At 55.2% G+C, this 26,270-nt stretch carries 23 protein-coding genes; 16 read left to right on the top strand and 7 right to left on the bottom strand.

Annotated elements, in window-relative coordinates; all coding sequences use genetic code 11:
• Window positions 1–83: 83 nt before the first annotated feature.
• The 6 genes from lolA (at window position 84) to AC1XYH_RS08910 (ending at window position 5,801) form a co-directional block, all read left to right on the top strand.
• Window positions 84–662 carry an outer membrane lipoprotein periplasmic chaperone LolA gene (gene lolA, locus AC1XYH_RS08935; protein WP_483326335.1) on the top strand — a complete coding sequence of 193 codons (579 nt, stop codon included), beginning with the start codon at window positions 84–86 and terminating at the stop codon, window positions 660–662.
• On the top strand, window positions 646–2,001 hold the full coding sequence (locus AC1XYH_RS08930; RefSeq protein ID WP_483326230.1) for a replication-associated recombination protein A: 1,356 nt from the start codon (window positions 646–648) through the stop codon (window positions 1,999–2,001). Before lolA ends, AC1XYH_RS08930 begins: the two co-directional genes overlap by 17 nt.
• The gene (gene crcB / locus AC1XYH_RS08925) at window positions 1,994–2,365 is read left to right on the top strand and encodes a fluoride efflux transporter CrcB (protein WP_483326229.1); all 372 of its coding nucleotides are present in this window, start codon (window positions 1,994–1,996) and stop codon (window positions 2,363–2,365) included. Before AC1XYH_RS08930 ends, crcB begins: the two co-directional genes overlap by 8 nt.
• Window positions 2,366–2,416: 51 nt before the next feature.
• Window positions 2,417–3,700 (top strand): serine--tRNA ligase, encoded by a 1,284-nt coding sequence (gene serS, locus AC1XYH_RS08920; RefSeq protein ID WP_483326228.1) that lies wholly within the window; start codon window positions 2,417–2,419, stop codon window positions 3,698–3,700.
• An 85-nt stretch (window positions 3,701–3,785) separates the two neighbouring features.
• Window positions 3,786–5,198 (top strand): siroheme synthase CysG, encoded by a 1,413-nt coding sequence (gene cysG / locus AC1XYH_RS08915; protein ID WP_483326227.1) that lies wholly within the window; start codon window positions 3,786–3,788, stop codon window positions 5,196–5,198.
• A 114-nt stretch (window positions 5,199–5,312) separates the two neighbouring features.
• Window positions 5,313–5,801 carry a thioesterase family protein gene (locus tag AC1XYH_RS08910; RefSeq protein ID WP_483326226.1) on the top strand — a complete coding sequence of 163 codons (489 nt, stop codon included), beginning with the start codon at window positions 5,313–5,315 and terminating at the stop codon, window positions 5,799–5,801.
• 1 nt (window position 5,802) lies between these two features.
• On the opposite strand, the gene AC1XYH_RS08905 is transcribed toward AC1XYH_RS08910, so the two are convergent.
• The 7 genes from AC1XYH_RS08905 to AC1XYH_RS08875 form a co-directional block, all read right to left on the bottom strand.
• Window positions 5,803–6,483: a VOC family protein gene (locus AC1XYH_RS08905; RefSeq protein WP_483326225.1), complete on the bottom strand. Its 681-nt coding sequence runs from the start codon at window positions 6,481–6,483 to the stop codon at window positions 5,803–5,805.
• Between the two features lie 135 nt (window positions 6,484–6,618).
• A complete protein-coding gene (locus AC1XYH_RS08900; RefSeq protein ID WP_483326224.1) occupies window positions 6,619–7,746 on the bottom strand; it encodes a T6SS immunity protein Tli4 family protein in 1,128 nt (375 codons plus the stop codon).
• A gap of 26 nt (window positions 7,747–7,772) precedes the next feature.
• The gene (locus AC1XYH_RS08895; RefSeq protein ID WP_483326223.1) at window positions 7,773–9,095 is read right to left on the bottom strand and encodes a T6SS immunity protein Tli4 family protein; all 1,323 of its coding nucleotides are present in this window, start codon (window positions 9,093–9,095) and stop codon (window positions 7,773–7,775) included.
• A complete protein-coding gene (locus tag AC1XYH_RS08890; protein WP_483326222.1) occupies window positions 9,095–12,517 on the bottom strand; it encodes a phospholipase D-like domain-containing protein in 3,423 nt (1,140 codons plus the stop codon). The genes AC1XYH_RS08895 and AC1XYH_RS08890 overlap by 1 nt, the downstream gene beginning before the upstream one ends.
• The gene (locus tag AC1XYH_RS08885; RefSeq protein WP_483326221.1) at window positions 12,514–15,027 is read right to left on the bottom strand and encodes a type VI secretion system Vgr family protein; all 2,514 of its coding nucleotides are present in this window, start codon (window positions 15,025–15,027) and stop codon (window positions 12,514–12,516) included. The genes AC1XYH_RS08890 and AC1XYH_RS08885 overlap by 4 nt, the downstream gene beginning before the upstream one ends.
• 362 nt (window positions 15,028–15,389) lie before the next feature.
• Window positions 15,390–17,198, bottom strand: coding sequence for an arylsulfatase (locus tag AC1XYH_RS08880; RefSeq protein ID WP_483326220.1), 1,809 nt, complete (start codon window positions 17,196–17,198; stop codon window positions 15,390–15,392).
• A 156-nt stretch (window positions 17,199–17,354) separates the two neighbouring features.
• Complete coding sequence (locus AC1XYH_RS08875; RefSeq protein WP_483326219.1) at window positions 17,355–18,149, bottom strand: SDR family NAD(P)-dependent oxidoreductase; 795 nt, start codon at window positions 18,147–18,149, stop codon at window positions 17,355–17,357.
• 165 nt (window positions 18,150–18,314) lie between these two features.
• Between AC1XYH_RS08875 and AC1XYH_RS08870 the strand changes: the two genes are divergently transcribed.
• From AC1XYH_RS08870 to AC1XYH_RS08825, 10 genes are all read left to right on the top strand, one after another.
• Window positions 18,315–19,658, top strand: a complete 1,344-nt coding sequence (locus tag AC1XYH_RS08870) for an esterase/lipase family protein (protein WP_483326218.1) — start codon at window positions 18,315–18,317, stop codon at window positions 19,656–19,658.
• A gap of 94 nt (window positions 19,659–19,752) precedes the next feature.
• On the top strand, window positions 19,753–20,454 hold the full coding sequence (locus AC1XYH_RS08865) for a type 1 glutamine amidotransferase (protein WP_483326217.1): 702 nt from the start codon (window positions 19,753–19,755) through the stop codon (window positions 20,452–20,454).
• Complete coding sequence (locus AC1XYH_RS08860; RefSeq protein WP_483326216.1) at window positions 20,451–21,005, top strand: lipocalin family protein; 555 nt, start codon at window positions 20,451–20,453, stop codon at window positions 21,003–21,005. The genes AC1XYH_RS08865 and AC1XYH_RS08860 overlap by 4 nt, the downstream gene beginning before the upstream one ends.
• 102 nt (window positions 21,006–21,107) lie before the next feature.
• Window positions 21,108–22,286 (top strand): GGDEF domain-containing protein, encoded by a 1,179-nt coding sequence (locus tag AC1XYH_RS08855; RefSeq protein ID WP_483326215.1) that lies wholly within the window; start codon window positions 21,108–21,110, stop codon window positions 22,284–22,286.
• 60 nt (window positions 22,287–22,346) lie between these two features.
• Window positions 22,347–23,018 (top strand): glutathione S-transferase, encoded by a 672-nt coding sequence (locus tag AC1XYH_RS08850; protein ID WP_483326214.1) that lies wholly within the window; start codon window positions 22,347–22,349, stop codon window positions 23,016–23,018.
• A 216-nt stretch (window positions 23,019–23,234) separates the two neighbouring features.
• The gene (locus AC1XYH_RS08845) at window positions 23,235–23,783 is read left to right on the top strand and encodes a hypothetical protein (protein ID WP_483326213.1); all 549 of its coding nucleotides are present in this window, start codon (window positions 23,235–23,237) and stop codon (window positions 23,781–23,783) included.
• On the top strand, window positions 23,783–24,088 hold the full coding sequence (locus tag AC1XYH_RS08840; protein WP_483326212.1) for a winged helix-turn-helix domain-containing protein: 306 nt from the start codon (window positions 23,783–23,785) through the stop codon (window positions 24,086–24,088). Before AC1XYH_RS08845 ends, AC1XYH_RS08840 begins: the two co-directional genes overlap by 1 nt.
• A 50-nt stretch (window positions 24,089–24,138) precedes the next feature.
• Window positions 24,139–25,035, top strand: coding sequence for a MotA/TolQ/ExbB proton channel family protein (locus AC1XYH_RS08835; protein ID WP_483326211.1), 897 nt, complete (start codon window positions 24,139–24,141; stop codon window positions 25,033–25,035).
• A 1-nt stretch (window position 25,036) separates the two neighbouring features.
• Window positions 25,037–25,471 (top strand): TonB system transport protein ExbD, encoded by a 435-nt coding sequence (gene exbD / locus AC1XYH_RS08830; protein WP_483326210.1) that lies wholly within the window; start codon window positions 25,037–25,039, stop codon window positions 25,469–25,471.
• Window positions 25,471–26,262 (top strand): TonB C-terminal domain-containing protein, encoded by a 792-nt coding sequence (locus AC1XYH_RS08825; RefSeq protein WP_483326209.1) that lies wholly within the window; start codon window positions 25,471–25,473, stop codon window positions 26,260–26,262. The genes exbD and AC1XYH_RS08825 overlap by 1 nt, the downstream gene beginning before the upstream one ends.
• Window positions 26,263–26,270: the final 8 nt, after the last annotated feature.

The raw sequence follows: 26,270 nt of genomic DNA, 5'->3' as shown, positions 1-26,270 counted from the left end.
GATAGATCTTGCCAACTATTTTGAAATCACTGCTGCGTGGCCCGGTTTTGCTGCTGTGCGCTTGCGCGTTAGCGCTGCCGTCAATGGCCGCGGAGAACGACCAGAAGAACGCAGCCAAGCGCTTGAACGAGTTGCTGTCCGCCGCCAACACGATGTCGGCTACCTTTTCGCAAATGACGCTCAGCTCCAACGGGTCCAGTCTGCAGGAAACCACTGGCCAAGTAGCGCTGCAACGCCCTGGCATGTTCCGCTGGCACACCGATGCTCCGCTGGAGCAAGTTTTGGTTTCGAATGGCGAAAAGATCTGGCTGTATGATCCGGACCTGGAGCAGGTCACTATTCAGAAACTCGATCAACGTTTAACGCATACCCCTGCATTGCTGTTGTCGGGCGATGTCAGCGCCCTGGCGGAAAATTTCAGCATCAGCTGGAAAGAGGGCAGCGCGGTCGATGACTTCGTGCTTTCGCCCAAAGCCAGTGACAGCATGTTCGAGACGCTGCGGTTGTCTTTCCGTGGTGGAGTGATCAACGACATGCAGCTGAATGACCCCATCGGTCAGCGCACCAATATCCTGTTTCAAGGCGTAAAACTGAACCAGCCTGTAGATGCCAGTCAGTTTAATTTTACCGTTCCTGACGGGGTTGATGTTATCAGTGAGTAGCGGCAGCCTTTTCGCTGCACCGGCGCCGCAGCAGCCGCTGGCGGCGCGCATGCGACCCAAGAACCTCGACGAATACGCCGGTCAGGCCCACATACTGGGTGCTGGTCGTCCATTGCGTGTGGCGCTGGAACAAGGTGCACTGCATTCGATGATTTTTTGGGGGCCGCCGGGCGTGGGTAAGACTACGCTGGCTCGGCTGATCGCCACCCTGGTTGATGCTCATTTCGAGACTATCTCGGCGGTGTTAGCGGGCGTTAAGGATATCCGCAATGCGGTTGATCTGGCGCGTCAGCAGTTCAGTCTCAATGGCTGCCAAACTATTCTCTTTGTTGATGAAGTGCATCGTTTCAATAAAGCCCAGCAAGATGCTTTTTTGCCCTATGTAGAAGACGGCACACTCTTGTTTATTGGCGCCACGACAGAAAACCCCTCGTTCGAGTTGAACAACGCCTTGCTCTCCAGAGCGCGCGTTTATGTGCTTAAGTCGCTGGATGAAGAAGCGCTGGATGCCTTGCTGGACCGTGCGCTCAGTGACGTCGAGCGAGGGCTTGGGCAGCACCAGCTAAGCCTGGAGCCTCAGGCACGTCGCATCCTGCTCGACGCTGCCGACGGCGACGCCCGCCGTTTGCTGAACTTGCTGGAAATTGCCGCCGACCTGGTCGAAGAGGGTGGCACCATTGATATGGAGCTGGTCAGCGAGCTTTTGAATGACACGCGTCGTCGTTTCGATAAAGGCGGCGAGGCTTTTTACGATCAGATATCCGCTTTACACAAATCCGTACGCGGCTCCAATCCGGATGCGTCGATTTACTGGTTCGCACGGATGATCGACGGCGGCTGCGATCCGTTATATATCGCCCGCCGCGTCGTGCGTATGGCCAGTGAGGACATCGGCAACGCCGATCCGCGCGCCTTAACGTTGGCGCTGAATGCCTGGGATGTGCAGGAGCGGCTCGGCAGCCCTGAAGGTGAGTTGGCGGTGGCGCAAGCCATCAGTTATCTGGCCTGTGCGCCGAAAAGCAACGCTGTGTACAATGCCTACAATGCGGCTATGCGTGACGTGGCCAGCCAGCCGTCGCACGAGGTGCCGCTGCATTTGCGTAACGCGCCCACCAAATTGATGAAAGAGCTGGGCTACAGCGAAGGTTATCGCTACGCGCACACCGAGCCCGAAGCCTATGCGGCGGGTGAAGACTACTTCCCTGAGGCGCTGGAGCCACGGGAATATTATCAGCCGGTGCCACGCGGGCTTGAATTGAAAATCGGTCAAAAAATGCAGCACCTGCGGCATCTGGACCATGCCAGCGTAAAGAAAAGAAGGAAGCCGGCAGATGATTAAAATGATGTTAGCGGTAGCCTTTGGCGGTGCGCTCGGCGCTCTGAGCCGCTTTGGCGTGGCGCAGTGGAGCATGCAACATTGGCCCAAAGCCTTCCCGCTACCCACCCTGATCGTCAATCTGTTGGGTTGCTTGTTGATCGGTATACTTTACGGGCTTTGGTTGCAGCGCCCGGAGTTATCACCGTTGTTGCGGCAGACCTTGATGGTCGGCTTTTTAGGAGCTTTCACCACCTTTTCGACTTTTTCGTTGGATACCTTGCGGCTGTTGGAAAACGGCGAAGGGCTGCTGGCTATAACCTATATTTTGCTCAGTGTGTGCATTGGTCTGCTCGCCACCTGGGCCGGTTTGTCGCTGACGCGTTAAGCGTTCGTTCGGCACAAGCTGTTAACTGACTACTGTTGAAGATGATTACCCATGCTTGATTCAAAACTGGTTCGTACCCAATCCCAGCTGGTTGCCGAGCGTCTGGCAACCCGTGGCTATACCCTTGATCTGCAGCAGCTGGAATCGCTGGAGTCACGTCGCAAGGACGTGCAAACCCGCACGGAAACCCTGCAGGCTGAGCGCAATAGTCGCTCCAAGTCGATTGGCCAGGCCAAGGCACGCGGTGAAGATATTCAGCCGCTGCTGGCGGATGTCGATCGCATGGGTACCGAACTGAGCGAGGCCAAGCAGCAACTGGACGCGATCCAGCTGGAGCTGGACACCCTGATGATGGGTATTCCGAACCTGCCGGCCGATGATGTGCCTGTGGGTAAGGATGAAGACGATAACGTTGAAATCCGCCGCTGGGGTACGCCGCGCGAGTTCGACTTTAATGTACAAGATCACGTCGCCTTGGGCGAGCAACACGGTTATCTCGATTTTGAAACAGCGGCCAAGCTCTCCGGAGCACGTTTCGCCATCATGCGTGGGCCGATTGCTCGGCTGCATCGTGCGCTCGCGCAGTTCATGCTCGATCTGCATATCAACGAGCACGGCTATGAGGAGGTCTACACGCCTTATCTGGTGCATGCTGACGCATTGCAGGGCACCGGCCAGCTGCCCAAGTTCGAAGAGGATCTGTTCAAAATCGTGCGTGGTGAAGATCAGCGCGACTTGTATTTGATTCCCACTGCAGAAGTATCGCTGACCAACATCATCAGCCAGAGCATCATTGCAGCAGATCAGCTACCGATTAAGTTCACAGCGCACACGCCTTGCTTCCGCAGCGAAGCAGGCTCGGCCGGGCGGGATACCCGTGGCATGATTCGCCAGCATCAGTTCGACAAGGTCGAGATGGTTCAGGTGGTTCGCCCCGAGGAGTCTGATGCCGCACTTGAAGCCTTGACCGGCCACGCTGAAGACGTGCTGCAGCGTCTGGAATTACCTTACCGGACCTTGGCGTTGTGCACCGGTGATATGGGCTTCAGCGCCGTTAAAACCTACGATCTTGAAGTGTGGGTGCCAAGCCAGGGTAAGTATCGCGAAATTTCCTCTTGCTCCAACTGTGGCGACTTCCAGGCGCGTCGTATGCAGGCCCGCTGGCGCAACCCGGAAACCGGTAAGCCTGAGCTGGTACATACCTTGAATGGCTCTGGCCTGGCCGTGGGCCGCACTCTGGTAGCGATTCTGGAGAACTATCAGCAAGCCGACGGCAGTATCGCCATCCCGACTGCGCTGCGTGGCTACATGGGCGGCATCGAGCGCATTGCCTGATTGCTGTTCATAAGGCGCGCGTCGCTCGCGTGCCTTTGCATCAACAACGCTGAGGCTGCGTGTTTCTCGCTTATGAGGTCGTTGTATGGAATTTCTACCCCTGTTTCACAACCTGCGCGAACGCCGGGTACTGGTTATTGGCGGTGGCGAAATAGCACTGCGCAAGGCGCGGCTGTTGTCCGAAGCAGGCGCCAAACTTGCCGTAGTCGCGCCCGCTATTGAGCCGCAGCTACAGCAGTTGGTGGAGCAGGGTGGTGGCGCCTGTCAGCTGCGTGGTTACCACGTTGATGATCTGAACGGTGCGGTGCTGGTGATAGCCGCGACCGATGACGAAGCGCTGAATGCGCAAGTCTCTGCCGACGCGCAGGCGCGCAATATTCCGATCAATGCGGTTGATGCGCCGCATCTGTGTACCGTTATCTTTCCCGCCATTGTGGATCGCTCGCCGCTGGTGATTGCCGTGTCGAGCGGCAGCCATGCACCGGTTTTGGCGCGGCTTACACGTGCGCGCATTGAAACCCTATTCCCCAGCGCTTACGGTCGTTTGGCGCAGCTAGCCAAGCGCTTCCGCCAACAGGTAAAAGAGACATTTCCGTCGATCAATCAACGTCGGGTGTTCTGGGAGAATATCTTTCAGGGTGACGTGGCGGAACGGGTATTCTCCGGCCGTGATGAAGAGGCCGCAGAACTCCTACTGCAGCAGCTAGGCGATCAGAGCGGCAAGCGCTATCAGGGCGAAGTCTATCTGGTGGGTGCCGGCCCTGGCGATCCGGATTTACTGACCTTTCGTGCTTTGCGCTTGATGCAGCAGGCTGATGTGGTGCTGCACGATCGCTTGGTGGCGCCGGCGATCATTGATTTATGCCGGCGAGACGCAGACCGCATTTACGTTGGCAAGGCGCGGGCAAACCATGCTGTGCCGCAAGAAGAGATAAACCAGCTGCTGGTGCGTCTCGCGAAAGAAGGTAAGCGTGTACTGCGGTTGAAGGGCGGAGATCCCTTCATATTTGGACGTGGTGGCGAAGAAATCGAAGAGTTGGCGGCCAATGGCATACCCTTTCAGGTGGTGCCGGGCATTACCGCCGCCAATGGCTGCTCGGCCTATGCGGGGATTCCCCTCACACACCGTGATTATGCGCAATCAGTGCGTTTCGTCACCGGGCATCTGAAAGACGGCTCGACCAATCTAGCCTGGGCCGATCTCGTGGCGCCAGGCCAAACCCTGGTGTTTTACATGGGCCTGGTGGGCTTGACCGAGATCTGTAATGGCTTGATTCAACATGGCCGCGCAGCGGCTACGCCGGTTGCCTTGGTGCAACAGGGTACCACCAGCAATCAAAAAGTACTGATAGGCACGCTGGAAAGCATGCCGGAGTTGGTCGCGCGCACACCTATTACGCCGCCCACGCTGGTTATCGTCGGCGAAGTCGTCAGCCTGCACGATAAACTCAAGTGGTTCTCACCCCAGGCTGAGGTTGTCTCACGCGGAGTACTTTGACTCGGCGATAGGACTAAATGGCCAATTAGCGGACGGACGGCTTACCAAGCTGGCACTGCAAGCGTAATTGAGGCACGGTTTGGTCTTGTGTAACGTTTAAGAGATAAAAACAACATGGTCTCCCTTGCAACGCCCCAACCGACCTCCACGGAACTACCCGCTGAATTGACTCAGGCCGTAGAGGGCTTTTTCAATCGGATTCCTTTTAACCGTTTGCTGGGTATTGAGATAGATACCCTGCGTAGCGATTGTGTGGCTATGAGCTTGCCAATGCGCCCAGATCTGATCGGCAACTTTACCCAAGGCATCTTGCACGGCGGTGCGATTTCCTCGCTGCTGGATGTGTGCGGTGGCGCTATGGCGTTGATCGGCGCATTCGAGCGTCATGCGCACCTCAGCGTGCAAGAACGCATGATTCGTTTGGCCAAGTTGGGGACCATCGATCTGCGCGTCGACTATCTGCGTCCTGGACGGGGCGAGCACTTTATTTGTACCTCTTCGCTGTTGCGCTCGGGCAACAAAGTGGGCGTAGTGCGCTCCGAATTGCACTCCAACGACGGCACCCTGATTGCTGTGGGCACCGGCACCTACCTCTGCGGTTGATTTATACTGCTTTGCCCGTTACGGAGGCACGCTCGGACAGCTCGATCCAGGTGCCGTCCGGATCGCGAATAAAACAAATCCGCGCTGTGCTACCTAAGGTCACCGGTTCGCGACCTGAAGTGGCTCCCGCGCTGAGAGCGCTGGCATAGGTCGCGTCACAGTCAAACACCTGCAAGGTGATGTAACGCAAGCCAGTCGCCGCTAATGGCGCGTCGGCATCTACTGAGCTTGCGCCCGGTACCAGCAGCAAACGGGTATCACCGCAGCTCAACAAGCCTTCTTCCACTCGCTGCATACCCAGCACGCCGCAATAGAAAGCCTCCGTCCGCGCCACGTCGACTACTTTCAGTTGTACGGCTAAGCCCTGGATTCCGCGATAACCTTCAGGCACGAGCCGGATACGGTTGCCATCGGGATCGGTCAGCAGATCGGGCCCATTCTGCGTGGGGATGGCGACCAGCAATTCGTCTATGGAGTTGTGTTCAGCGTTAGGCAAAGGGTCGCGCGCATCGTTGAGTTTGAGCACTGCATCGCCTGCTTGATGACGGTGCTGCAAAACGCCGCCGCCCAGCTTCAAACTGTGATCAAACGGCAAGCCCACACGCTCCTGCCAGAACTGCTTTTGGGCGGCGGACTGGTTGCTGAAAAGACCCACGTCATAGAAGGCTTTTGCCAATTGCATGCTCGATGCTCCATTGTTTGATGGAGCACCTTAACCTGCGTGACCAACGCTCAATAGCGCCAATCATTGGCGGAATGGGGCTCTATGGGCGTTGCTGATTGCGTTACATCACATGTGGTTGGAAGTCACTTGTGGCTAATCATTCCTGACCTCTATGGTTTCACTGAGCGCCTTCCAGCGTGGCAAAACATCCTCTGGCGGCGGAGTGAACTCGGTCAGGTCGTCGATGCCTTTTTGGAAGGTAAATACCTGCACAGCAACCAGCGGGCTGAGTATGCCGCCGGTTTTTGCCAAGCCAAACCAGCCGCGCTCCTGTTCACCCGAATCGGGTTTAGGGTCGAGCCGCCAGCCGTCCATTCCGGCCAGGTGAGGACCGATATAGGTTGGTTCCACAAAGCGTTTAAAGGTCCACTTCTGGGCATCGTAGCCAGGGCGGTAGTCAGTATCGTAGGTGCCTGTTTTTGGATGTGTATCCCAGGGGTCGTTGGCGGAGGCGGTGACTATGCTGAATACCACGTTGGGGGTAGCGGTGAAGCGCAGGCTGTTTTTAACGGAATAGTCCGCTTTGCCGTCATCGGCAATAAAACCGTAGGGTATGCATACACCGCTTTCAGTCGGCACCTCGTAAAGCTCACGCGGCCGAAAACGCGACATCATATCCAGCATAGCTTCTTTGCCCTTGCCCTGAGCGTAGGCTGTACGCATAAAAAAGGCGTAAACGCGATTATTACGGTAAATGTAGGCTTCGGCGGGGGCTGAAGCGGAGCCCACAAAGTAGGCGTCGGGGATGCCGAGGTCGTGGACTGTGGGGAGGGCAAGAGAAATCTTTTCTCTGGTTTTCTCGATCTGCTTTCTCCATATGGCAGCACTTTCTGGATCGTTGTCCCTTTCAAACTGCTTTACTAATCGCTTTTCAGTCTCCAATTCTTCTTTCAGGTAGTCTTGGTGGAGGATGCTGGTTCCTCTTCTGTAACCATACACGTCATCCAGCATGGACCTATCCACTTCATCGCTGACGTAGATGGCCGCGCCGAACTCGCCGTAGGTAGCGTTATCACCGTCAGCCCCCACCTTTAAACCAAAACCATGCCCTCCTCCCTGTGATATGCGGAGGGTATAGTCCTTAGAGAAGGTGGCCCACTCGACGCTTTCTGGAACGTTAAAACTTAGCCGTCCAAGACATTCTTTGTGCGGGGCATCGGCTGCAGTAAATGTGGAGGTTAGCAGCAGACAGAAGGTAACGAGCTTTGCCAGCGTGTTCATACACAGTCCTTGTGAAAAATAGGCGCTCACTGCTGGTTTTCTGCAGCCTCGTAAAGCGCCTGCATTCCAGGCAGTGGTCGGAAGCTTTTCATAAAATTCAGCACATCAGCTTCGGCTTGCTCTACGGGCGGCGGTGGCTCGTCGTTGGCGTAGGTTTGTAGCTTATAGAGGAGGGTGGGCGTGTATTTGCCGGCTACCGCGCCAGCGTTGAGGTTGTACTGCGCATGCGCCGAGAGCCGGTCGCCATCGGGATCGATGGCTTGCAGACTGCGACCAGTCAGGGTGCCGCGGCTGTTGCCGATATCGATGCGGCGGGGGCCTATGTTGGTCGCAACCAGGGCGGCCGGGAAAGGGTTGCCCATCAGCCGTTTAGTGAGCATGGGTAGCAGCTCGATTGCATCTGTAGCTGAGTTGCTTAGAGTCAGACTATTCAGCACGTAGGGTGTGCTTTTTACATGCCAGGAAAATCCCGCGTAGTAGTTTTCAGTGCCGTCATCAGCAATAAAGCCAAACGGCACACAAACCCCGGGTTCTGTCGGTATCTCGAAGGCCTCGCGGGGGCGAAAACGTGCCAGCAGGTCGCGCGCCGCAGGCTCGATTGCCTCAATCGAGCTGTCGTATTTTCCGTTCTTGGGGCCAAACTCGAAATGAAAAATCCGGTTGTTACGCCATAACACTGCCACCATCCTGTCTGGGTGCCAAGCGCCGGCAGCATCGGGAATACCAAGTTCAAAAGCGCGCTCTTTCTCATAACGTTCATCTGTGGGCAAGGCCGCTATTTGCTTCTCGTAGCCGGCTAGCTCTTCTTCTAGCTCTTCGGTGGGGCGGCCCTCTTCTTCAAAGAAATCGATCACTGACTGAACTATTGTTATTTCAGCGATCATTTCCCGGTATTTTTTATATTCTGCCTCTAGCGCCGTTAGTTCTTCGACATGTTTTTTCATGTCATCATTCAAAGAGTCAAACCGATCCTCTTTTTCTTTAATACTATTTTCAAGCACCCGTATTTTCGCCTTTGTCTCGTTTGGTAGCTCAACGCGTGATGCATGCTCATAGGCCTCGCGAGTGGTTTCCGCGCTAACTCGAATGCGAACAAATTTGTAAATACCATTACCTGGGTCGGTGCCATAATCAAGACTGCGCTTAGCCCAAGGATCGGTCGCTGCATAATCGACGGTATCACCGTAAGGGATCTGAAGTTGCCAAACCGCTGTAGCCGGCATGTCAAATTGTGAGCGGCCCAAACATTCAGTACGCCAGCCTTCTGGCGTTTGATACCTGTCAGGCGCTGCAGTTTCAGCAAATACTACGGCGGGCAGTAGTAAAAAGGAGAAGGGTGCTAAACGCATCAGGTGGTCCCTATGTTGTTCTGGGCTCGGGGATTGTAAGCAACGGTGGCGACGCCTTGACCAGAGAAAAGCTGTGGTTCTATCAACGCTAGGATAGACAGGTTCGCAGTGGAGTCGTTGTACTCGCTTTGCGTCCAGTTAATAGGCAGAGCGGTAATAAAGCCTTTTATTTCGTTTGGCACAGCTGCCATCGTTGGATACTTCCAAAAACCTTCGTCAAATGGCATATAAGTATCCAGCTCTTCTTCGGGCGTATTTGGCGTTGTGCGCGCAGTAACCATTTTCTCCCAAGTAGGCCAGATAGACGCGCCATTGCGTGGTATGAAAGGAAACGCGGCTTGGTAGAATTTTGTATTTTCTGCCGCTTGGGCTTGAATTGAGTGCCAGCTTTCAGCGGCAGCGGGTTGTGTGAGGGTCGTTTCCAGTTGACTGGCCGGCTTGACCTTGACTTCCGGATGGCTGATTTCCAATCCGAACAGTTTGCGCCATAAATCCATACGCAGCTGCTGGACCGAATTACACACGGGGTAGTTGCAGTGGCCGTCAATGAATTCAGTGTTGGTGGCGCCACCGGAAACAACCACAGCCAGTTCCGAGTCACGGTCACCCAGTTGGCTCCGGTCATTTATATTGGCGCTACCAATAACCGCAACACGGTCATCAGCTATCAATAACTTGCTATGCACGTAAATCTGCTCCGTGACTGGATAGCCACCAAACATGTCCCAAGTACGCAGGTTGAGCAGAGTCAAATACTGTTGCCAGTTCTGTTGCTTATAGACGGGCACCTCATCAGAGCTCTCCAGAAGAGCCTGCTTTTTTGCTCCTTGCTCAGTCATCCCTCTGTCCATAAAACCCTTTATTGCCATGGCCCATTGAATTCGATCAATCAGACTATTCTCACCGAGCGAGAGCGTTTGCATGGTCAGGTGCACCTGAGTCATCAGGGTTAGCATGTTAAGGGGCCCTTCTGGATGAACGGGCAGTACCATATAGACATGAAAGCTCTCGCCCATATCGATGGCTTTCTCTATGCGTTCCGCTATGGCGCCGGCCAGGTCATTGAGTATCGCGGCCTGGGGCTCTTGTATAGCGCGCAGCGCTTCCATTGCGCTTTGGTTACTGAGCACCTGAATCAAGCCGCGCGTGAAGGGCTCTGCTTCACCACTGCGAATCATTTTTGCCAGTTCGAAATAGTTGATCTTGTGTAGATTGGCTGGATTCTCTTCCAGTTCATCCAAACGCAGTCTCTGAGCGTACTGCTCATAGCCAGGCAGCCCTTTAGCAATCATGAGGCTATCCATGGGGCCGGTTACCGCGTCAGGGGCCTCTTGGCTACTCGGACTACTTGCCCCAAAATCACTCTGGAAAAATTGATTCTCGATATAAATGAAATGCTGAGCGCCCGATATGGCCTGCAGCATGGCTTGCTGGCAATTGGCTTGACGGCTCTGTGGAACCGCGCCTAGGCCGCCCTTGCCCTGATGCTCTTCCTGAAGGAGGCGGAAAGGGGCACTGCGCAGAACCTGCGCAGTAATGCTGCCTTTGGCCTCTACTGGCGCTGGTTCGGGAAGGTAGTGGGGTTGGAACGGAACGGGCTCAAGATCATCACTCACGAGACTTAGTGCATGCGCCAGCACGGCCGGCATTTGCTGCTGCTTTCCATCGTAACGCGCCTGGATACTGTTCCAGCGGGCTACAAAGTTGCGAGATATATCGTATACGGCCGTTCCCTCCAGGCGCATGTGTACATCATGCCAGGGCATGCGCGGCTGCTTTTTTGGGTCTATTGTCATGCCGCTGACGGGCAACAGCCTTGTATTTCGGTCGGCTAGATAGCTGTAAGGTTCTGATTTCTGACTGTCGGCCATCCGGTCGAGTACGGAGTGCAGATACAGCAAAAAAGGCGTGGCTAGCCCGTCAAACTCTTTGAGCGCGTTTGCAGTAATGATGGGAGTAGGCGTGTTGTTCAGCCAGGCGTAAAAAGCCCCAAGCCCAGACTGCTGCGTCCACAGGTTGACCAGCTCGGTACCCCGGGTGAGCAGATCGTTGCTGATTGCTTGCCCGGATTCGATGGTTTGTTTCGCCCAGCGCGATAACTCGCTTTCAAGTGCATTCAGCTCCGGCGTGACTCGCGCTGTCCATTCATCAACTTGAGCCTTTAATGAGGCGATGTGGCCATTTAGTGTAGCGCTCTGGACTTGTGCGGTTGGAGTCAGCTCCAGGGCTTGGGTTATCCAGCTTTCAACCTTAGCTTGAATGGTCTCGGCCTGGTTCGTAAGATTTTGTAGCTGCGTTGGTGTTAATGCACCTGCCTGCTCTGCGCGGGCCAACCAATTAACTATTGAGCCATTGATCTCGCGTGCTTGCAGGCGCAGGTCGTTCAAACCTTGGCTGGTACCTGCAAAGGTGTCGGTTTCTTGATCCAGCTCTTGAAGCGCTGCATTGAGTGAATACTGCCACTGTTTCAAGGTGCTTTTCCAAAGCGCTATGTTGGCAGGTGTGAGTTGGTTGTTAACGAACTTTGCAATTTCGATAACGCCCCCAGTCGTATCTGCTGCGCCGGCGCCAAAGAAACGTAGCAGGTCTTTGCCTTGATCGCTCACCCATTCGCCAAGTTCTTTTCCTGTACCGCGCAAGGCATTGAACATTCGGTTATCGGACGCCCAGCCAATAGCGCGTTGCGCTTTGCTGATGCCGTCTCCACGCATTAGTGCTGCGCCGATCAGTTCTGCAGACGTTATATAGGGATACTGCTTGTGACTCTCAATTTCAGACAAGGGTGGTATGCAGGGGTTATAGAGCTCTCGTGCTTGGCGGTCACCAGCCGCCAAGCGGAAATTGTTGTCGTCACGGCGGCCATAAGCCAGATCGATACCACCAACGTAGGCGATCTCGTTATCGATCACGACGGCTTTCTGGTGGTGAGAGAAAAAGGTTCCAAGGTTACCCATATCGCTCTGCTGAATAGCAGGCATGCACCAGACTTTGCGCTGAGCTAATCCGGCGTTGAGGTTGAAGGCGGCCAGCATGGTTTCCATATCACCGGTATCTACCCCTGCTTTGGGAGAGAGCCAGGGCATGAGATAGATGTCTGGCGCATTCTCATTGCGAGTTGCTTCGTGCAGGCAGTCCCATAAACGCGTATCGCCGTCGAGGCGTACTTCGTAGTTAATCTGCCAACCGGTAATGAAAACGGACTTCTTGGCACTTTTTATCGCTTGAGCGACATCTTTAAAGTAATCGGAGCCGGTAGTGAAAAACTTGATGTCGTTGCCTGGCCGTGGTGGAGCGAAAGCTTCACCCAGACGACCTTTCTGTGCGATGAACCAGTCCGGAGCCGATGTTGCGCAGAGTGCTTCGCCGTCCTGAGTGTTGATCTGGTTGAGCTCTTTCGCCTTGATTCCATTCATATCGGTCATACTAAAAACTCCTTCAGCTTGCCGTAGAGCTGTGCGGCGTCGGCGAGCGACCAGCTGTCCATAGCGCTTTGTTTATCGTGGGCGGCATCTGGCAGTTGTAAGTTAGAGTGTGCAGTAGCGCTGAAATCCATGCTTGCAACCGCAAATGCCTGTTTTTGCTCCTCCGTCCAATCACCTTCCAAATGAAAGCGCAGTGAAACGCACTGGCCGGGGTAGGTCAGCCAGAGCTTGCCCGGGTACTTTGCATATTCAACCGATAACTTCTTCTGGTCGCTGTCACTGAGGGAAACTATTCCCTGATCATCTGCCTCGCCGCTGGCTAATGTATCTTCCTGAGATACTTGTCCAAGCTTCTTCCAGGTGGGTTGGCTCATTCGAACAATTCGCCATTTCGCACCAGAGAGAGCGAGGCCATCCTTACCAGGCCGGTCGGATAGTCGAATATTAAACCGGACATCGGGCGTAGTGAGTGGATCAAACGGCAGGCCTTCGCCTATAAGAGCCTGCGCTAACAAACTTCCTGCTGCATCGCTATCTGCAAGACCGGGAAGCCCTGGCAGCTTGATTGCCAGACCACTACCACCGCCCGGTGAACCGCCCGAATTAATCTTCAACATCGCTCCCCCCAGGCTAATGCCACTAGGGTCAAGCTTCAGGAAGGAGCCGCCGCCCTTGGCGGTCACCTCCATGCCGGCGTCGATCACAACTTTGTCACCGGCGTGATAGTGGATTTCGTTGCCGGCTTGGGTTAGCTGCGCAGTGCCGATTTTGACATGCTGGCCAGTGCCGACGGTCAGGTGGTCGTTAGCTTTGATTTCGGTTTTGCGATCGCTGTGGGTGGTGTGGTGTTCTTCGGCCTTGAACTCGCTGTAGCTGTTGGCCTCGACCGTGTCGTGGCGTTCGTTGCCCACGCGGATGGTTTGGTTGTTCTCTATGCTCTCGTCCCAGTCCTTTTGCGCGTGCAGGTAGATCTGTTCTTCGCCTTTCTTATCCTCAATGCGCAGTTCGTTGTAACCACCGCCGCCGGGGCTGCTGAGGGTTTTGAACACGCTGCGGGTTTTGTGGGCGGGCAGTGCGTACGGGACTTCGTGTTCCTTGTGGTACAGGCAACCGGTGACCAGCGGTTGGTCGGGGTCGCCTTCGAGGAAGGTGATGAGTACTTCCATGCCGACTCTTGGGATGGCGATGCCGCCGTAGCGGTCGCCGGCCCAGCTGGAGGCGACACGGAGCCAGCAACTGGTTTTGTCGTCGGCTTGGCCTTCGCGGTCCCAGTGGAATTGCACTTTGATACGGCCGTACCGGTCGCAGTGAATCTCTTCGCCCTGTGGGCCGGTAACCACGGCGCTTTGGCTGCCCAGTATTTTGGGCTTTTTGTCGTTGAGTTGCTGGCGCCAGATGATCTGCCAGGGCGTGGCCTTGAAGTGGTTGCGGTAGCCTTGGGTGAAGCCATCACTTTCTTTGGTATCGCTGGTAACGCCTTCTTCGAGCACTTGCGGCTGTTTGCCTTCGTGCTGAATCTCGGTGAGTAGCCAGAGGTCATTCCAGTCGCCGCGCGGGTGGCCGGTGAGCGGCATAAAGTGGCCCGTGCGCAGTTGCGGTTGGTCGCTGCTGCCATCGGCCAGTTGCTGTTCGGCGCGGTGGCGTTCGAGGTTGATCTGGCTGAGCTGCTTGCCGCGCTCGCGGTCGGTGAAACGGCCGGGGTAGTCGTAGTCTTCCAGATCGGGCTGGTGGTTTTGCTGTGCTTGTTGGTTTTGATTCTCTTGGTTTTGATCTGAACTGATTTCGGCTTTGTAAGCCGCTTCCATCAACAGCCGTGGCTTTTCAAAGTCGTAGTCACGGCGCGTGACGCGGCTGGGGCGGGTTTCGACTCTTAGGCCGAAGCGTTTGACCACCGGTTGATCGGCAACCAGACCGGTGCCCTGGCTGTAGCCGATTTTTTGTAGCTGCGGGAAGGTGGTTTGGTCGTCGCCGAAGACAATGATGTGACCTGTTTGGCTGTGTTCAAAGTGGTAGTGAATGCCTTCTTCTTCACACAGGCGCTGGATAAAGTGAAGGTCGGTCTCGTCGTATTGGGTGCAGTAGTCGCGTTCAGGGTAAGTGGCGTTGAGTTGAAAACGGTAGGCGTCGCCCTGAATGCCGTGTTCTTCCAGCAGGCGGCTGATGATGGCTTGAACCGTGATGTGCTGGAAGATGCGTTGATTGGTTCTGTGCGCCAAATAGCTAAGCTGGGGGCGCAGGCAGAGGTGGTAGCGGGTGAGGCGTTTGCCGGCTTCGCCTTGGGCGAGGCGGTCGATAAAGCCATGGATGCCGGCACCTGGGCCCATGTCGAGATAGGCTGTGTGGTGCAGCAGTGAGGCCAGGTCAATGTCCGGGCGTTCGCTGATCAGCTCCAGTTCGAAGGCGAACGGCTGATTGAGCGCCTCGGTTCCGGTGAAGGCCAGTACCTTGAAGTCGTGGTCGGCACCGTCGATGTGCAGGGTAAAGGCGGCTTCGTTGGCTGGGGAGAACATCCATTGTTCCTTTTATATTGATTCTTTTGGTGAGCAGTGCCCCCCCTTAGCTGCTGCAGGCTACGTGCTTAAAACACAGATGAGCGTCGGCTAAGGGGTCAGTCGATGGCGAAGCATTGTAAAGATCTCAAGCGGTGCGGGCTGTGAGCCAGTCATCAGAAGCGGGAACTATTGACACTTTTTGACTGTAGGGGGGAAGGTGAGAAATTATTGACGGCTTACGTGGCTCGCCATGCGAGGCGTGATGGACAGCTGCTGCCCCACGATCATCTGGAGTGACTTCAAAACCTGCATTGCATGCCGCTGCTGCTCAGAATGGCCTGTGATCCTGCAGGAGCGAGACCATTCTGCCGATAGGGTGCTTAGCTGTGACGCCGATTGAGCATCAAGCGAATCAACAGCCCAAGGATCACTAGTATGATCAGTGCAATGGCGAACAACGCGCTGCGGTGTTCGGCAATGAAGTTTTCGCGGCCATTGATCTTGACCTGCTCCCAAGCGCGGTAATCTTCCGGTACCTCAATCACGTTGTAGCGTTTGACGTAATCTTCATAGGCGGCATACAGCTCTGCGGCTTTTTCCGGCATTTGTTCTGCCAGGTTATGCCGCTCAAGCGGGTCATTTTGCGTGTTAAACAGCTGCATGCCTTTGCGTGCGGGAATGGCTTTGGTTTTGGAGGTGACTAGTTTGTAATCGCCTTGCCATACAGCGATACCACCGGCCAGTTCATACACGGTGATGTGCTCTGGGTCATGAATACGCTCGGTTTCACCGCGCAGCAGCGGCAACATGCTGGTGCCCATGATCTCGTGTACCTTGCGGCCACGGTATTCGCCCTGTGGCGCGGCAACATCGGCAGCTTCCAGCAATGTTGGTGTAATGTCTGTAACGAAACCAAAGCTATTGCTGCGTGAGCCTGGCTCGATCTTACCCGGTTGACTGACGATGAAGGGCACACGCATGCCGCCGCTGAAAGGCGAACCCTTATAGGAATAAAAGGGCGTATTAGAGGCGTATGCCCAGCCGGGACCGTACTCGCTGTAACTACCCTTGGCACCCAAGGCTTCTCTATCGGTGTTGTACCGTAGGCGATAAAACAGCGGCGCGACCTCGCGTAATACGGTGGACTCGCCGCCGTTGTCGCTCATGAATATGATCAACGTGTTGTCGTACTGGCCGCTGTCTTTCAGGTATTTAATGACCTTGCCGATGCTTTGGTCCATGGCCTCAGCCATGCCGGCGAACACAGCCATTTGCCGTGAACGATAGGCTTTTTCTTCTTCGCTGAGCGCGTCCCACTCGATATAGGGAGTTGTATAGAAGGTGCCCCAGTCATCAGTGACGGCTTGCTCGCCGGTGTCGGGCAGCAAGCCAGATTGCAGTTGACGTGTATAACGCTGCTGGCGGATCGCATCCCAGCCGGCGTCGTACTTGTCTCGATAGCGCTCAATGTATTCCTCTGGCACCTGATGCGGCGCATGCACCGCCTGAAATGCCAGGTAACCGAAGAACGGACGACCCTCGTCGTGACCCTCGTCTATATAGCTGATGAGTTTGTCGGCGTAGGTGAACGAGGAGTAAAAGTCGTCGGGGAGAGAAACCTGTTTGCCGTCTTCAATCCAGGTAGCGCTACCGCCCGGCAAGTAATGTTTTGCTTCCCAGTTATCTGCGCCGCTTTCCATCAGCGCGAATGAGTGTTTGAAGCCGCGGGCGATGGGCTGGCTTTCGGCGCGCATGCCTAAATGCCACTTGCCGGCCATGTAGGTGTTGTATCCCGCATCCTGTAGTAAGGAGGGCAAGGTGACCACGCTGTCGTTCAGCCAGGTCTCGTAGCCGGGTTTGCCCTTTTGGTTTTCGGCCATGATCTCTTTCATGTTGCCCATACCGACCAAATGGTTGGTTACGCCGGTCATCAACATGCCGCGCGTGGGAGAGCAGGTGGCAGATACGTGAAAGTTGGTGAACTGCATGCCGGCAGCGGCTAGAGCGTCAATGTGGGGAGTGTTGATCTCACCGCCATAAGCGCCGGCATCACTGAAGCCCATGTCGTCGGCGACGATTACCAGAATATTGGGGCGGGGTGCTGCGATAGCTGGCAGTGCCATCAATGCCAGACTGGCGATTATCGAGTAGTGGCAGAGGTTGCGCAGTGCGGGCGCGAGGACGGGCATGACTTTTCCTTGCTTCTTATTGGCCTGGGCCTGTTGTCTTGCAAGGAGTATAGGACGGGTATCTATCGGTTAGAGCGGCCAACCCCGCCAAGCCTTTGTCTTTGTAAGCCAAAATAACAAAGTTGTGACGGGGTTTTGGCGTTAAGCCGTGGATCATCAACCAATGCTATCGACAATCCCGCCCTCTACCCGCAACGCTGCACCTGTGGTCGCTGAGGCTTGGGGTGAACAGGCGTAGACCACCATGTTGGCGACCTCTTCGGTGTTGGCAATACGCTGGATGATGGAGGAGGGACGCTTGGCCTTGACGAACTCATCACCGGCTTGCTGGAGCGATATACCTTTTTGCTCGGCCATTGGTTTAAGCATCTCGGACACACCCTCAGATAACGTGGGGCCCGGCAGCACGGCGTTGACGGTGACGCCAGTACCGGCCAGTCGCTTGGCCAAGCCGCGAGCAACCGAGAGGTTGGCGGACTTGGTAAAGCCATAGTGGATCATGTTAGAGGGGATGTTCAGCCCAGACTCGGATGAGATGAACACAACCCGCCCCCAGCCTTGGTCAACCATGGCAGGCACGTAAGCGCGCGACACGCGCACGCCGGACAGCACATTGACATCAAAAAACTCCTGCCACATCTCGTCGGATGTCTCGAAGAAATCCTGCTGCCCATAGATGCCCAGATTGTTGACCAGGATATCTGCTTTGGGCTCTGCTGCTTGTAGTAGCGCCAATCCCTCTGCGGTGCTCAGGTCTGCCGCAACGCCGCGTACATTGGCCTTTGGTAGCGCTTTTTTCAGCTGCTTGAGTGCCGCATCTACGCTGGCCTGCTTGCGTCCATTGATGATGACGGTGGCCCCAGAGGCGGCCAAGCCCTGAGCAATGGCCAAACCAATGCCAGCGGTCGAGCCGGTGACGATTGCGGTCTTGTCTGTCAGGTCGATCAGCATACGAACTCCTCAATGTGTATAGGTCTGAGCTATCACCCTAGCACGCACCCACATTTGGTGAATCTGCGTGCAGCGTCTATGTTTCATAGACAGGTTTGGCAGGATGCCGTTCACAGCCAGTAGCCGTGATTCATGTCCGGACCTCCATTACTCGTGGAGATACAGATGCTGGTTATCATTCATGGCTGGAGTGACAGCTTTAGTTCCTTTCGCTCGCTGGCCAAGCGGTTGGCTTCGCCATTACCTGATGGTATCGGTGCGGATGTGCAGCAAATCTACCTTGGTGACTACATATCACTGGATGATCAGGTCACCTTTGCAGATCTCGTCGAAGCCATGGATAGGGCTTGGACTGATGCGGCACTGCCACGTGCACCGCGCAGCGTCGATGCCATAGTGCACAGCACCGGCGGCCTGGTAATTCGTGACTGGATGAGCCGCTTCGCTATAGACAGCGTGCCTATTCACCGCTTGTTAATGCTCGCACCCGCTAACTTCGGCTCACCTCTGGCGCATACCGGCCGCTCGGTAATAGGTCGCGCAGTGAAGGGCTGGAAGGGCACGCGGTTGTTTGAGACAGGCACGCAGATACTCAAGGGCCTGGAGTTAGCCAGTAGCTACAGTTGGCTGCTGGCGGAGCGCGATCTGTTTGTCGATAACAGTGTGTTCGCGCCAGGCCGCGTCCTCTGCACTGTGCTGGTCGGCAATACAGGTTACTCCGGCATCTCGGCAGTCGCTAATAAACCGGGTACTGATGGCACAGTGCGGGTGTCGACGGCCAACCTAAAGGCTGCGCGCATGCTAATCGATTTCAGCCATGAACCCGGTAAGGCCCCGTTGATCGATTATCAGGAGGTGGACGACAGCGGTCTGGCCTTCACCGTGGTTGTTGGCGAAGATCACGGCAGCATCACCGCGAAGGGGCGCGGGACTAACGAGTCGATTACCTGGAGCCTGATCTGTGGTGCGCTGATGTTGCCCGATAGCGGTTTCATCGCGTGGCAAAAGCGCCTGGCGAGCCATTGCCTACAGGTCAGCGAAGTCGCAAAAAAACGCTCGGGAGAGCACTTCAAGGGCTATCAGAATACGGTGGTTCGAGTGGTCGATAACCATGGCGCGGCGGTTAACGATTACATCATCGAGTTTTATATCAACGATGATAAAACCTCCCGCGAGCGGCGCCTGACCCAGGTGATTCAAGAGGAAGTCATCGAGGGTGTGCACGTATTTTCTGGTGAGAAAAATTATCGCAGCCTATTGATCAACTGTGATCGGCTATATGAATTGCTACCGCGTGAAGAAGACCGGCTGCGCATGAGTATCACCGCCTACCCTGAAGTCAGCTCCGGCAAAGTCGGATATCGTACTTATACCGATGATGATATCGGCGCCTTATCGTTGAGCCTGAAGCAAGTGCGCGATATGTTTCGCCCGCATCGTACCTTGCTGATAACGCTCTGCTTGAAACGCTATCAACAGGAGGATGTATTTCGCTTTAAGGCAGTGTAGTTGAGGGAACCTTAAGGCCTGTCGCCAACTCAGAGAAAAAAGCCCGGCCGGCACGCTGTCGCCGTCAATATAGGATCACCAGGACTAGCATCGAATGCGCGCTCATTATCTACAACACGCGCCCTTTGAGGGGTTGGGAAAGATCGAGGATTGGCTGATATCACGCAATTACGTGGTGTCGGCTACGCATTTATATCGCAATGAGCCGTTGCCGGATCTGCATGGCATAGACCTGCTTATCATCATGGGCGGCCCCATGAGTGTGAATGACGAGCAACAGCTGCCCTGGCTGGTAGCTGAGAAAGCCTTTATTCGCGAAGCCCTCACCGAAGATAAACAGATACTCGGGATTTGTCTTGGCGCGCAACTGATTGCCAGCGCTCTGGGGCAGAATGTTTACGCCAATGGCCAACAGGAGATTGGCTGGTTTCCGGTACAGGGCAACACCCATCACAACGGCGCGGCCTTTCACTTCCCTGAGCAAGTTACTGTGCTGCACTGGCATGGCGAAACCTTCGACCTACCTCACGGCGCAGTGCCGCTTGCCTCCAGTCTGGGCTGCCAGAATCAGGCTTTCCAATTTGGTCGTTCAGTTATTGGTCTGCAGTTTCACCTGGAGGCGACACGCGAACTGGTGGCTGGTTTTGTCGAGGCTGATGGTCAGGAGCTGGAGCTCGCGGAGTTTGTGCAGTCCGCGCAAGTCATTCAGAGCGTAGATCAACAGGTGCTGACAGGCACTACCGAGCTGCTGGATACTCTGCTTGATTACCTTACGATAAGGGAGCAAAAGGTATGAATTACTATCGCCAGACTGCATTGCTATTGAGCGCGGTAGCGCTGAGCGCCTGTGTAGAGTTACCGGAAGGCGTGCAACCGGTGAAGCCGTTTGAGGCCAAACGTTATCTGGGAACCTGGTACGAAGTGGCACGTCTTGACCACTCTTTTGAACGGGGTCTAAGCGGGGTGACCGCCAATTACAGTCTGCGTGAAGATGGCGGCATAAAGGTGATTAACCGTGGCTGCGATCAGGAGAAAGGCGAGTGGTCTGAAGCCGAGGGCAAAGCCTACTTTGTGGGTGAAAAGGACGAAGGATTTCTCAAGGTTTCATTCTTTGGTCCGTTTTACGGAACCTACGCCGTATTTGGTTTAGACAAACAGGATTATCAGTACTCTTTCGTGTCAGGCCCGGATACCGACTACCTTTGGCTGCTGTCGCGCGAGCCGCAGGTGACTGAAGCGGTAAAGGCTGACTTTTTGAAGCAAGCAGGCACCCTGGGTTTCGCAACCGATGAGTTGATTTGGGTAGATCATTCAAGAAATGGTTGCGAGACGTCCACCCAAGGGTGAATGTTTGGTCAAAATAAGGCTATTTGCCAGTATTAAAATGGTGTTTGGCTGTGCTTGCAGCTAGTCTGTAGGACTAACTAAAAGCTCGGAAAACGACTGCCTATGCTTGATATGACAACCCTGATGGCTGTGCTGGCGTTGACCACAATCACGTCGGTTCTGGGTTTGTTGGTCGCCAGCGCACTGAATAGGCAAGTCGTCGCAATTCGCTTTTGGGCGCTGGGGCTTACTATCATCGTTTGTGGTGCGGCTCTACAGACAGTCCGGGCTTATATACCGCTATGGATTAGTGCCATCGTTATTACCCAAGGTTATTTTGTACTGCTTTGGGGGGCGCGCTGTTATCGCTTAAACACGTCGGCCAGCGGATTTTCGCTGGCCATGGCGTTGACAACCCTGATCCAGGGTAGTGTTTTTTGGTTGCTGCAGGACTCACTGCGATTCAGCATCATGACGCACAGTGCGATTGTGGTGCTGGTCAGTGGTTTTATTATTTTCGAACTTTGGCGCATGCAAATACCCCAGCGCGCACTAGTCTGGGTCTGGGCTGGTATTTGGTCTATGCATGGCTTGCTCTATTTGCGACGCTTTCTGCTGTACCAATTTGATCCTGTCTATATCGCAGCGGCTAGTTTTGAAGCAGCTGAAACGGTAGAAGCACTCAATTATCTAGAGGGCATCGTCTTTCTGTACTGTTTCTCGTTGCTTTGTGTGATTTTGGCTACCCGCAGTCTGCAAGATGAACTCAAATTACAGGCCACCCGTGACCCGCTGACTAATCTGCTTAACCGCCGAGCTTTTGAGGAGTTAGCGCTACGCCAATTGGCTATCAGTCAGCGCCAAGGGGAGGGCGTGGCGCTGTTGCTACTGGATTTAGATAAGTTCAAAGCAATCAATGATGCCCACGGGCACAGCGCAGGGGATAGAGTCCTAACTGCCTTTGCCGAGCAATTATCCCAGCATGTGAGGGCGCAGGATTTGCTCTGCCGGTTTGGTGGCGAGGAGTTTGTATTGCTGATGCCAGGGGCTGACTTGCTGAGTGCCGAAGCCTTGGCTGAGCGTATCAGAACACAGTGGCAAGGTCAGACGTTCAGCAATGCGCAGGGGGTCTTGAGTGCTACGGTATCCATTGGTTACGTGTGCGTGAGCGACGGCGCATCGCAAGGGCTGTACCGTCTAATAGATCTAGCTGATCAAGCGCTGTATGACGCCAAACAGTGTGGGCGTAATTGTGTGCGCTGCTGGCAGCCCACAGAGGTATTGGTTGCTGTATCAAATTAGCGGTGTGGCAGGTTAGGCTTTGCTGACAGCTATACTGGACAAACAAAAGGTTGCATGCACATGATCGTTGTTCACCACCTGAATAATTCGCGCTCTCAGCGCATTCTCTGGCTGTTGGAAGAGCTTGGGTTGGAATATGAGGTCAAGCGTTACGAGCGTGACCCCAAAACCATGCTGGCACCGCCTGAACTCAAAGCTATTCATCCACTGGGTAAATCGCCGGTCATTACCGACGGTGAGCTGACGCTGGCCGAGTCTGGCGCGATTATCGAATACCTGGTCGACAAATACGGGCAGGGGAGGCTGGCGCCGGCAGCAGGCAGCGTTGAGCGTTTGCGCTTCACCTACTGGCTCCACTATGCCGAGGGTTCGGCTATGTCACCGCTGTTGCTCAAGTTGGTGTTCAATAAAGTTGAATCTTCCCCTATGCCGTTTTTTGTCAAACCCTTTGCCAAAGGCATCGCTCGCAAGGTCAAAGGCAGCTTCGTCGAACCTCAGATTGTCCAGCATTTGGATTACCTGAACGGCGAGCTGGCCGCCACCGGTTGGTTTGCCGGTGATGAGTTCAGCGCAGCGGACGTACAGATGAGTTTTCCGCTGGAAGCGGCCGCAGCGCGCGGTGGGCTGGATGGCAAGTGGCCGAATCTGATGGCATTTCTGCAGCGTATTCATGAGCGCCCGGCGTATAAAAAAGCGCTGGAACGTGGCGGCGAATACGACATTATTGGCTGAGGCAGCCCAAGCAGCAGTCGAGAGTAGGCGCTTTCTCGCTCTCTGAGAAAGCGCCTGTGGTTTTAATCTGTAGAACTTGTCTTACAGATTTGACGGCGGATTTAGAGCGCTCGTTTCTTTCTATCATTTCAACGAAATAAAATTTTCAAGACACATCTTGTTTTTGTCTACTCTGTCCAATAGAGTGCTTTGCACATAACAAAAACAGAGATATACATGTCTCCATCCCCAGAAGAAGCTGCGCAAGCGCTGCGCGCCATTAATAGCGTGCAAGCGCGTGCTGCCGGCTTCCAAGACTACCGTGCGGAATCACTTCAGCTGATGCTATGGGGTGTGGCTAATCTGCTCGGCTGCGTTTTTACTGCGCTCTTTCCCCAATTGCTGTTACTGATCTGGCTCGTGGTCGTCATCGTCGGCCTAGTGGTGGGCGTACGCCTGGCTCGTATCGCGCAGGAAGTCACGCCGGGTATCGTTTGGCGCTACTTACTGGTGGTGGGCTCTGTACTGCTGTTTGCCGCCTTGTTGCATGTTGTCATGTGGCCGCTCACGCCAAAGCAGGGCAGCATGATTGTCCCGCTGTTTGTCGCCACGCTCTATGCCATCCGGGGCGCACAATCCCGCCCGCGTTATCTGATTATTGGTACAACCCTAGCCACGCTCTGTTTCTGCTGTTTCCTCTTCGCGACTGAACATTATTGGTGGTGGTTGGCAGTGGCTTGGGGTGGCACCTTCATCTTGTCCAGCCTGTGGTTGAGACGCACTTGATGCAAACCCCAGACGATCTTATTCACCAGCCAGTACGGCTCAAAATTATGGCTGCGCTGAATACACTGGCGAGTAATCAGTGGCTCGAGTTCGTGTCCCTGCGCGGCATCGTGGATACCACCGATGGCAATCTGGGTGCCCACCTTGGCACTCTGGAAGGTGCTGAATACGTGCGTATAAAAAAAGATTTTGTCGGCAAAAAACCGCGTACCCGAGTGAGTCTTAGCGCCAAGGGGCGGGAAGCCTTTGCTCACTACGTGGCAACGCTACACGCCATTCTCACACCGCAAAATATTGATAACTGAAAAGCAGTACCTAAATAACCTCAACATAAAAATCAACAATCGGGGGCATTATGCAAAGTCGTTCGTTTTCAACCTTCGCCAATCGTTGGCACAGCCGTTTACGGGCAATTTCACTGATGCTCCTGCTGGGAGCGGGCGGCTTGTCTGCGTCGTGGGTGTGGGCTCAATCCCAGGAGGCTTCCGTTGCATCTGAAACGCCAACGGCAGTGCAGCAAAGCGAGCCAGCAAGGCAAACCATTGCGCAGGAAATTGCCGCCCAACAAGATGTGCAAGTGGTGTCTTTTGGTGTGCGTGAGATGTTCGAACAGGCTGATCCGTTGGTCAAAGGCGTCATGCTGCTGCTGGTCTTCTGTTCGCTGCTCACTTGGGCTGTGTTGTTCGAGAAGATCTTTGTCTTCACCCGAGCGCGGCGCGGTAATCAGCGTTTTCTGCAGGCTTTCCGTGCTGGCCAGTTGGATGTGCTTGCTGATACCGAAGACAAAAGCGCCATGGGTCGTATGTGGCAGGTCGGCCAGGCAGAGCTGAAGCACTACAAAAGCATGCCATCACAACCGGCCGAGACTGATCGCGTCAACCGACTGCTACAGCGCATGGCGCTGACCTCCGGCATAGTCCAGGAGCGTGACCTGGCTCGCATGGGCAGCATGATGGGTGTGCTAGCGACCATCGGCGCTACGGCTCCCTTTATCGGCTTGTTTGGTACCGTGTGGGGCATTCTCAATAGTTTCGCGAGCATCGCTACGCTCAAATCTGCGAGCCTTGCCGTGGTTGCGCCTGGTATCGCTGAAGCTCTGCTGGCAACTGCGTTGGGTCTGTTTGCCGCGATCCCGGCGGTGATGATCTTCAACAAGTTTGCCCGGGACATTAACGGCTTTGTCGGTGCGCTGGATAACTTCTCCGCGGAGATGATCGCCAGCACCTCTCGCCAGCTCGACGAAGGACGCTGATATGGGTATCCAACTCAGCTCTGGGCCGCTGGTCAAGCGGCATAGCTATCAGCAGAACGCCGAGATGAACATCACTCCCTTTGTTGATGTGATGCTGGTACTGCTGATTATTTTTATGGTGGCTGCCCCCTTGGCCACCGTGGATGTGCCGGTCGATCTGCCAAGTAACGCGGCAACGCCGAGCCCACCGCCGGAAGAGCCGATTTATGTGAGTGTGCAGGCCGATGGCAAATTGTTTGTGCAGGAGCAGGCTACCAGCCTGGCTGAGCTGCCGACGCTGATTACCGGCGTCACGGCCGGCGCCAAGGAGACGCGACTGTTCCTGCGCGGCGATCAGGCGGTGGATTACGGCACCCTTATGCGCGTGATGAACAGCCTGCAAAAAGCCGGCTACACCCGCATCAGTCTGGTCGCCTCGGAAGAGCTGGAGCCCTGATGAGCCGTACCTCAGATAGCAGCCAGTGGGCGGTGCGTCTGCTGGTGGTTGTGGTGTCGCTTGGCCTGCATGCGGCCTTGCTGGTATGGCTATTCGGTAGTCAGTTTCGGCATGCGGCGCCGCAGGAGCGGCAGGTGGTTGCAGTGGAGCTGGTAGAGATTCCGCCGCCGCCCCCTGAGCCCGAACCAGAGCCAGAACCAGAACCAGAACCAGAACCAGAACCAGAACCAGAACCAGAACCAGAACCAGAACCAGAACCAGAACCAGAACCAGAACCAGAGCCCGAACCGCAGCCTGAACCAGAACCAGAACCAGAACCGCCGCCAAAGCCACGGGTAGTAGAGCGGCCCACGCCGCCACCGGCGCAACCACCCAAGCCACGCGGGCCTCCGGTGCATAGTTTTGGCGCCAATCAGCAGTGGGCGGCGCCGCAGACGCCTGCGCCTAGCGCGCAGCCAAGCAGCCGCGGCCGCATGGCGCCCTCAGGTTATGCCGATACGGTGAAGAATCGCGTGATTGCCAACCTGAAACGTCCGGAAGGCTCGGTGTACAAGCCGCCACCAGGCTATAAAGGCGACCCGAACGATTTCAAGCGTCAGTGCTACATCCCGTATGAGATCACCGTAGATGGCTCTGGCCGCATGGTGTCCTTCGAGATAGATCGCTGTGGTGACGCGGTGCTGGACCAGGCTGCCGAGCAGGCCATTCGCAGCGCAGGGCCTTTCCCAGCACCTCCCGGTGATGGCGGTGGGCAATACATCATCTATGGCACCGCCATCTTTATTAAATAGGCAGGAGA

Source organism: Pseudomonas sp. GW-45, from assembly GCF_056896675.1.
This window is presented reverse-complemented; position numbering and strand designations above follow the sequence as displayed.

What these genes read in the sequence shown, in the direction of transcription:
- lolA (WP_483326335.1), top strand. Translation starts at nt 84, where the DNA reads ATGGCCGCGGAGAACGACCAGAAGAACGCAGCCAAGCGCTTGAACGAG.
- AC1XYH_RS08930 (WP_483326230.1), top strand. Translation starts at nt 646, where the DNA reads ATGTTATCAGTGAGTAGCGGCAGCCTTTTCGCTGCACCGGCGCCGCAG.
- crcB (WP_483326229.1), top strand. Translation starts at nt 1,994, where the DNA reads ATGATTAAAATGATGTTAGCGGTAGCCTTTGGCGGTGCGCTCGGCGCT.
- serS (WP_483326228.1), top strand. Translation starts at nt 2,417, where the DNA reads ATGCTTGATTCAAAACTGGTTCGTACCCAATCCCAGCTGGTTGCCGAG.
- cysG (WP_483326227.1), top strand. Translation starts at nt 3,786, where the DNA reads ATGGAATTTCTACCCCTGTTTCACAACCTGCGCGAACGCCGGGTACTG.
- AC1XYH_RS08910 (WP_483326226.1), top strand. Translation starts at nt 5,313, where the DNA reads ATGGTCTCCCTTGCAACGCCCCAACCGACCTCCACGGAACTACCCGCT.
- AC1XYH_RS08905 (WP_483326225.1), bottom strand. Translation starts at nt 6,483, where the DNA reads ATGCAATTGGCAAAAGCCTTCTATGACGTGGGTCTTTTCAGCAACCAG.
- AC1XYH_RS08900 (WP_483326224.1), bottom strand. Translation starts at nt 7,746, where the DNA reads ATGAACACGCTGGCAAAGCTCGTTACCTTCTGTCTGCTGCTAACCTCC.
- AC1XYH_RS08895 (WP_483326223.1), bottom strand. Translation starts at nt 9,095, where the DNA reads ATGCGTTTAGCACCCTTCTCCTTTTTACTACTGCCCGCCGTAGTATTT.
- AC1XYH_RS08890 (WP_483326222.1), bottom strand. Translation starts at nt 12,517, where the DNA reads ATGACCGATATGAATGGAATCAAGGCGAAAGAGCTCAACCAGATCAAC.
- AC1XYH_RS08885 (WP_483326221.1), bottom strand. Translation starts at nt 15,027, where the DNA reads ATGTTCTCCCCAGCCAACGAAGCCGCCTTTACCCTGCACATCGACGGT.
- AC1XYH_RS08880 (WP_483326220.1), bottom strand. Translation starts at nt 17,198, where the DNA reads ATGCCCGTCCTCGCGCCCGCACTGCGCAACCTCTGCCACTACTCGATA.
- AC1XYH_RS08875 (WP_483326219.1), bottom strand. Translation starts at nt 18,149, where the DNA reads ATGCTGATCGACCTGACAGACAAGACCGCAATCGTCACCGGCTCGACC.
- AC1XYH_RS08870 (WP_483326218.1), top strand. Translation starts at nt 18,315, where the DNA reads ATGCTGGTTATCATTCATGGCTGGAGTGACAGCTTTAGTTCCTTTCGC.
- AC1XYH_RS08865 (WP_483326217.1), top strand. Translation starts at nt 19,753, where the DNA reads ATGCGCGCTCATTATCTACAACACGCGCCCTTTGAGGGGTTGGGAAAG.
- AC1XYH_RS08860 (WP_483326216.1), top strand. Translation starts at nt 20,451, where the DNA reads ATGAATTACTATCGCCAGACTGCATTGCTATTGAGCGCGGTAGCGCTG.
- AC1XYH_RS08855 (WP_483326215.1), top strand. Translation starts at nt 21,108, where the DNA reads ATGCTTGATATGACAACCCTGATGGCTGTGCTGGCGTTGACCACAATC.
- AC1XYH_RS08850 (WP_483326214.1), top strand. Translation starts at nt 22,347, where the DNA reads ATGATCGTTGTTCACCACCTGAATAATTCGCGCTCTCAGCGCATTCTC.
- AC1XYH_RS08845 (WP_483326213.1), top strand. Translation starts at nt 23,235, where the DNA reads ATGTCTCCATCCCCAGAAGAAGCTGCGCAAGCGCTGCGCGCCATTAAT.
- AC1XYH_RS08840 (WP_483326212.1), top strand. Translation starts at nt 23,783, where the DNA reads ATGCAAACCCCAGACGATCTTATTCACCAGCCAGTACGGCTCAAAATT.
- AC1XYH_RS08835 (WP_483326211.1), top strand. Translation starts at nt 24,139, where the DNA reads ATGCAAAGTCGTTCGTTTTCAACCTTCGCCAATCGTTGGCACAGCCGT.
- exbD (WP_483326210.1), top strand. Translation starts at nt 25,037, where the DNA reads ATGGGTATCCAACTCAGCTCTGGGCCGCTGGTCAAGCGGCATAGCTAT.
- AC1XYH_RS08825 (WP_483326209.1), top strand. Translation starts at nt 25,471, where the DNA reads ATGAGCCGTACCTCAGATAGCAGCCAGTGGGCGGTGCGTCTGCTGGTG.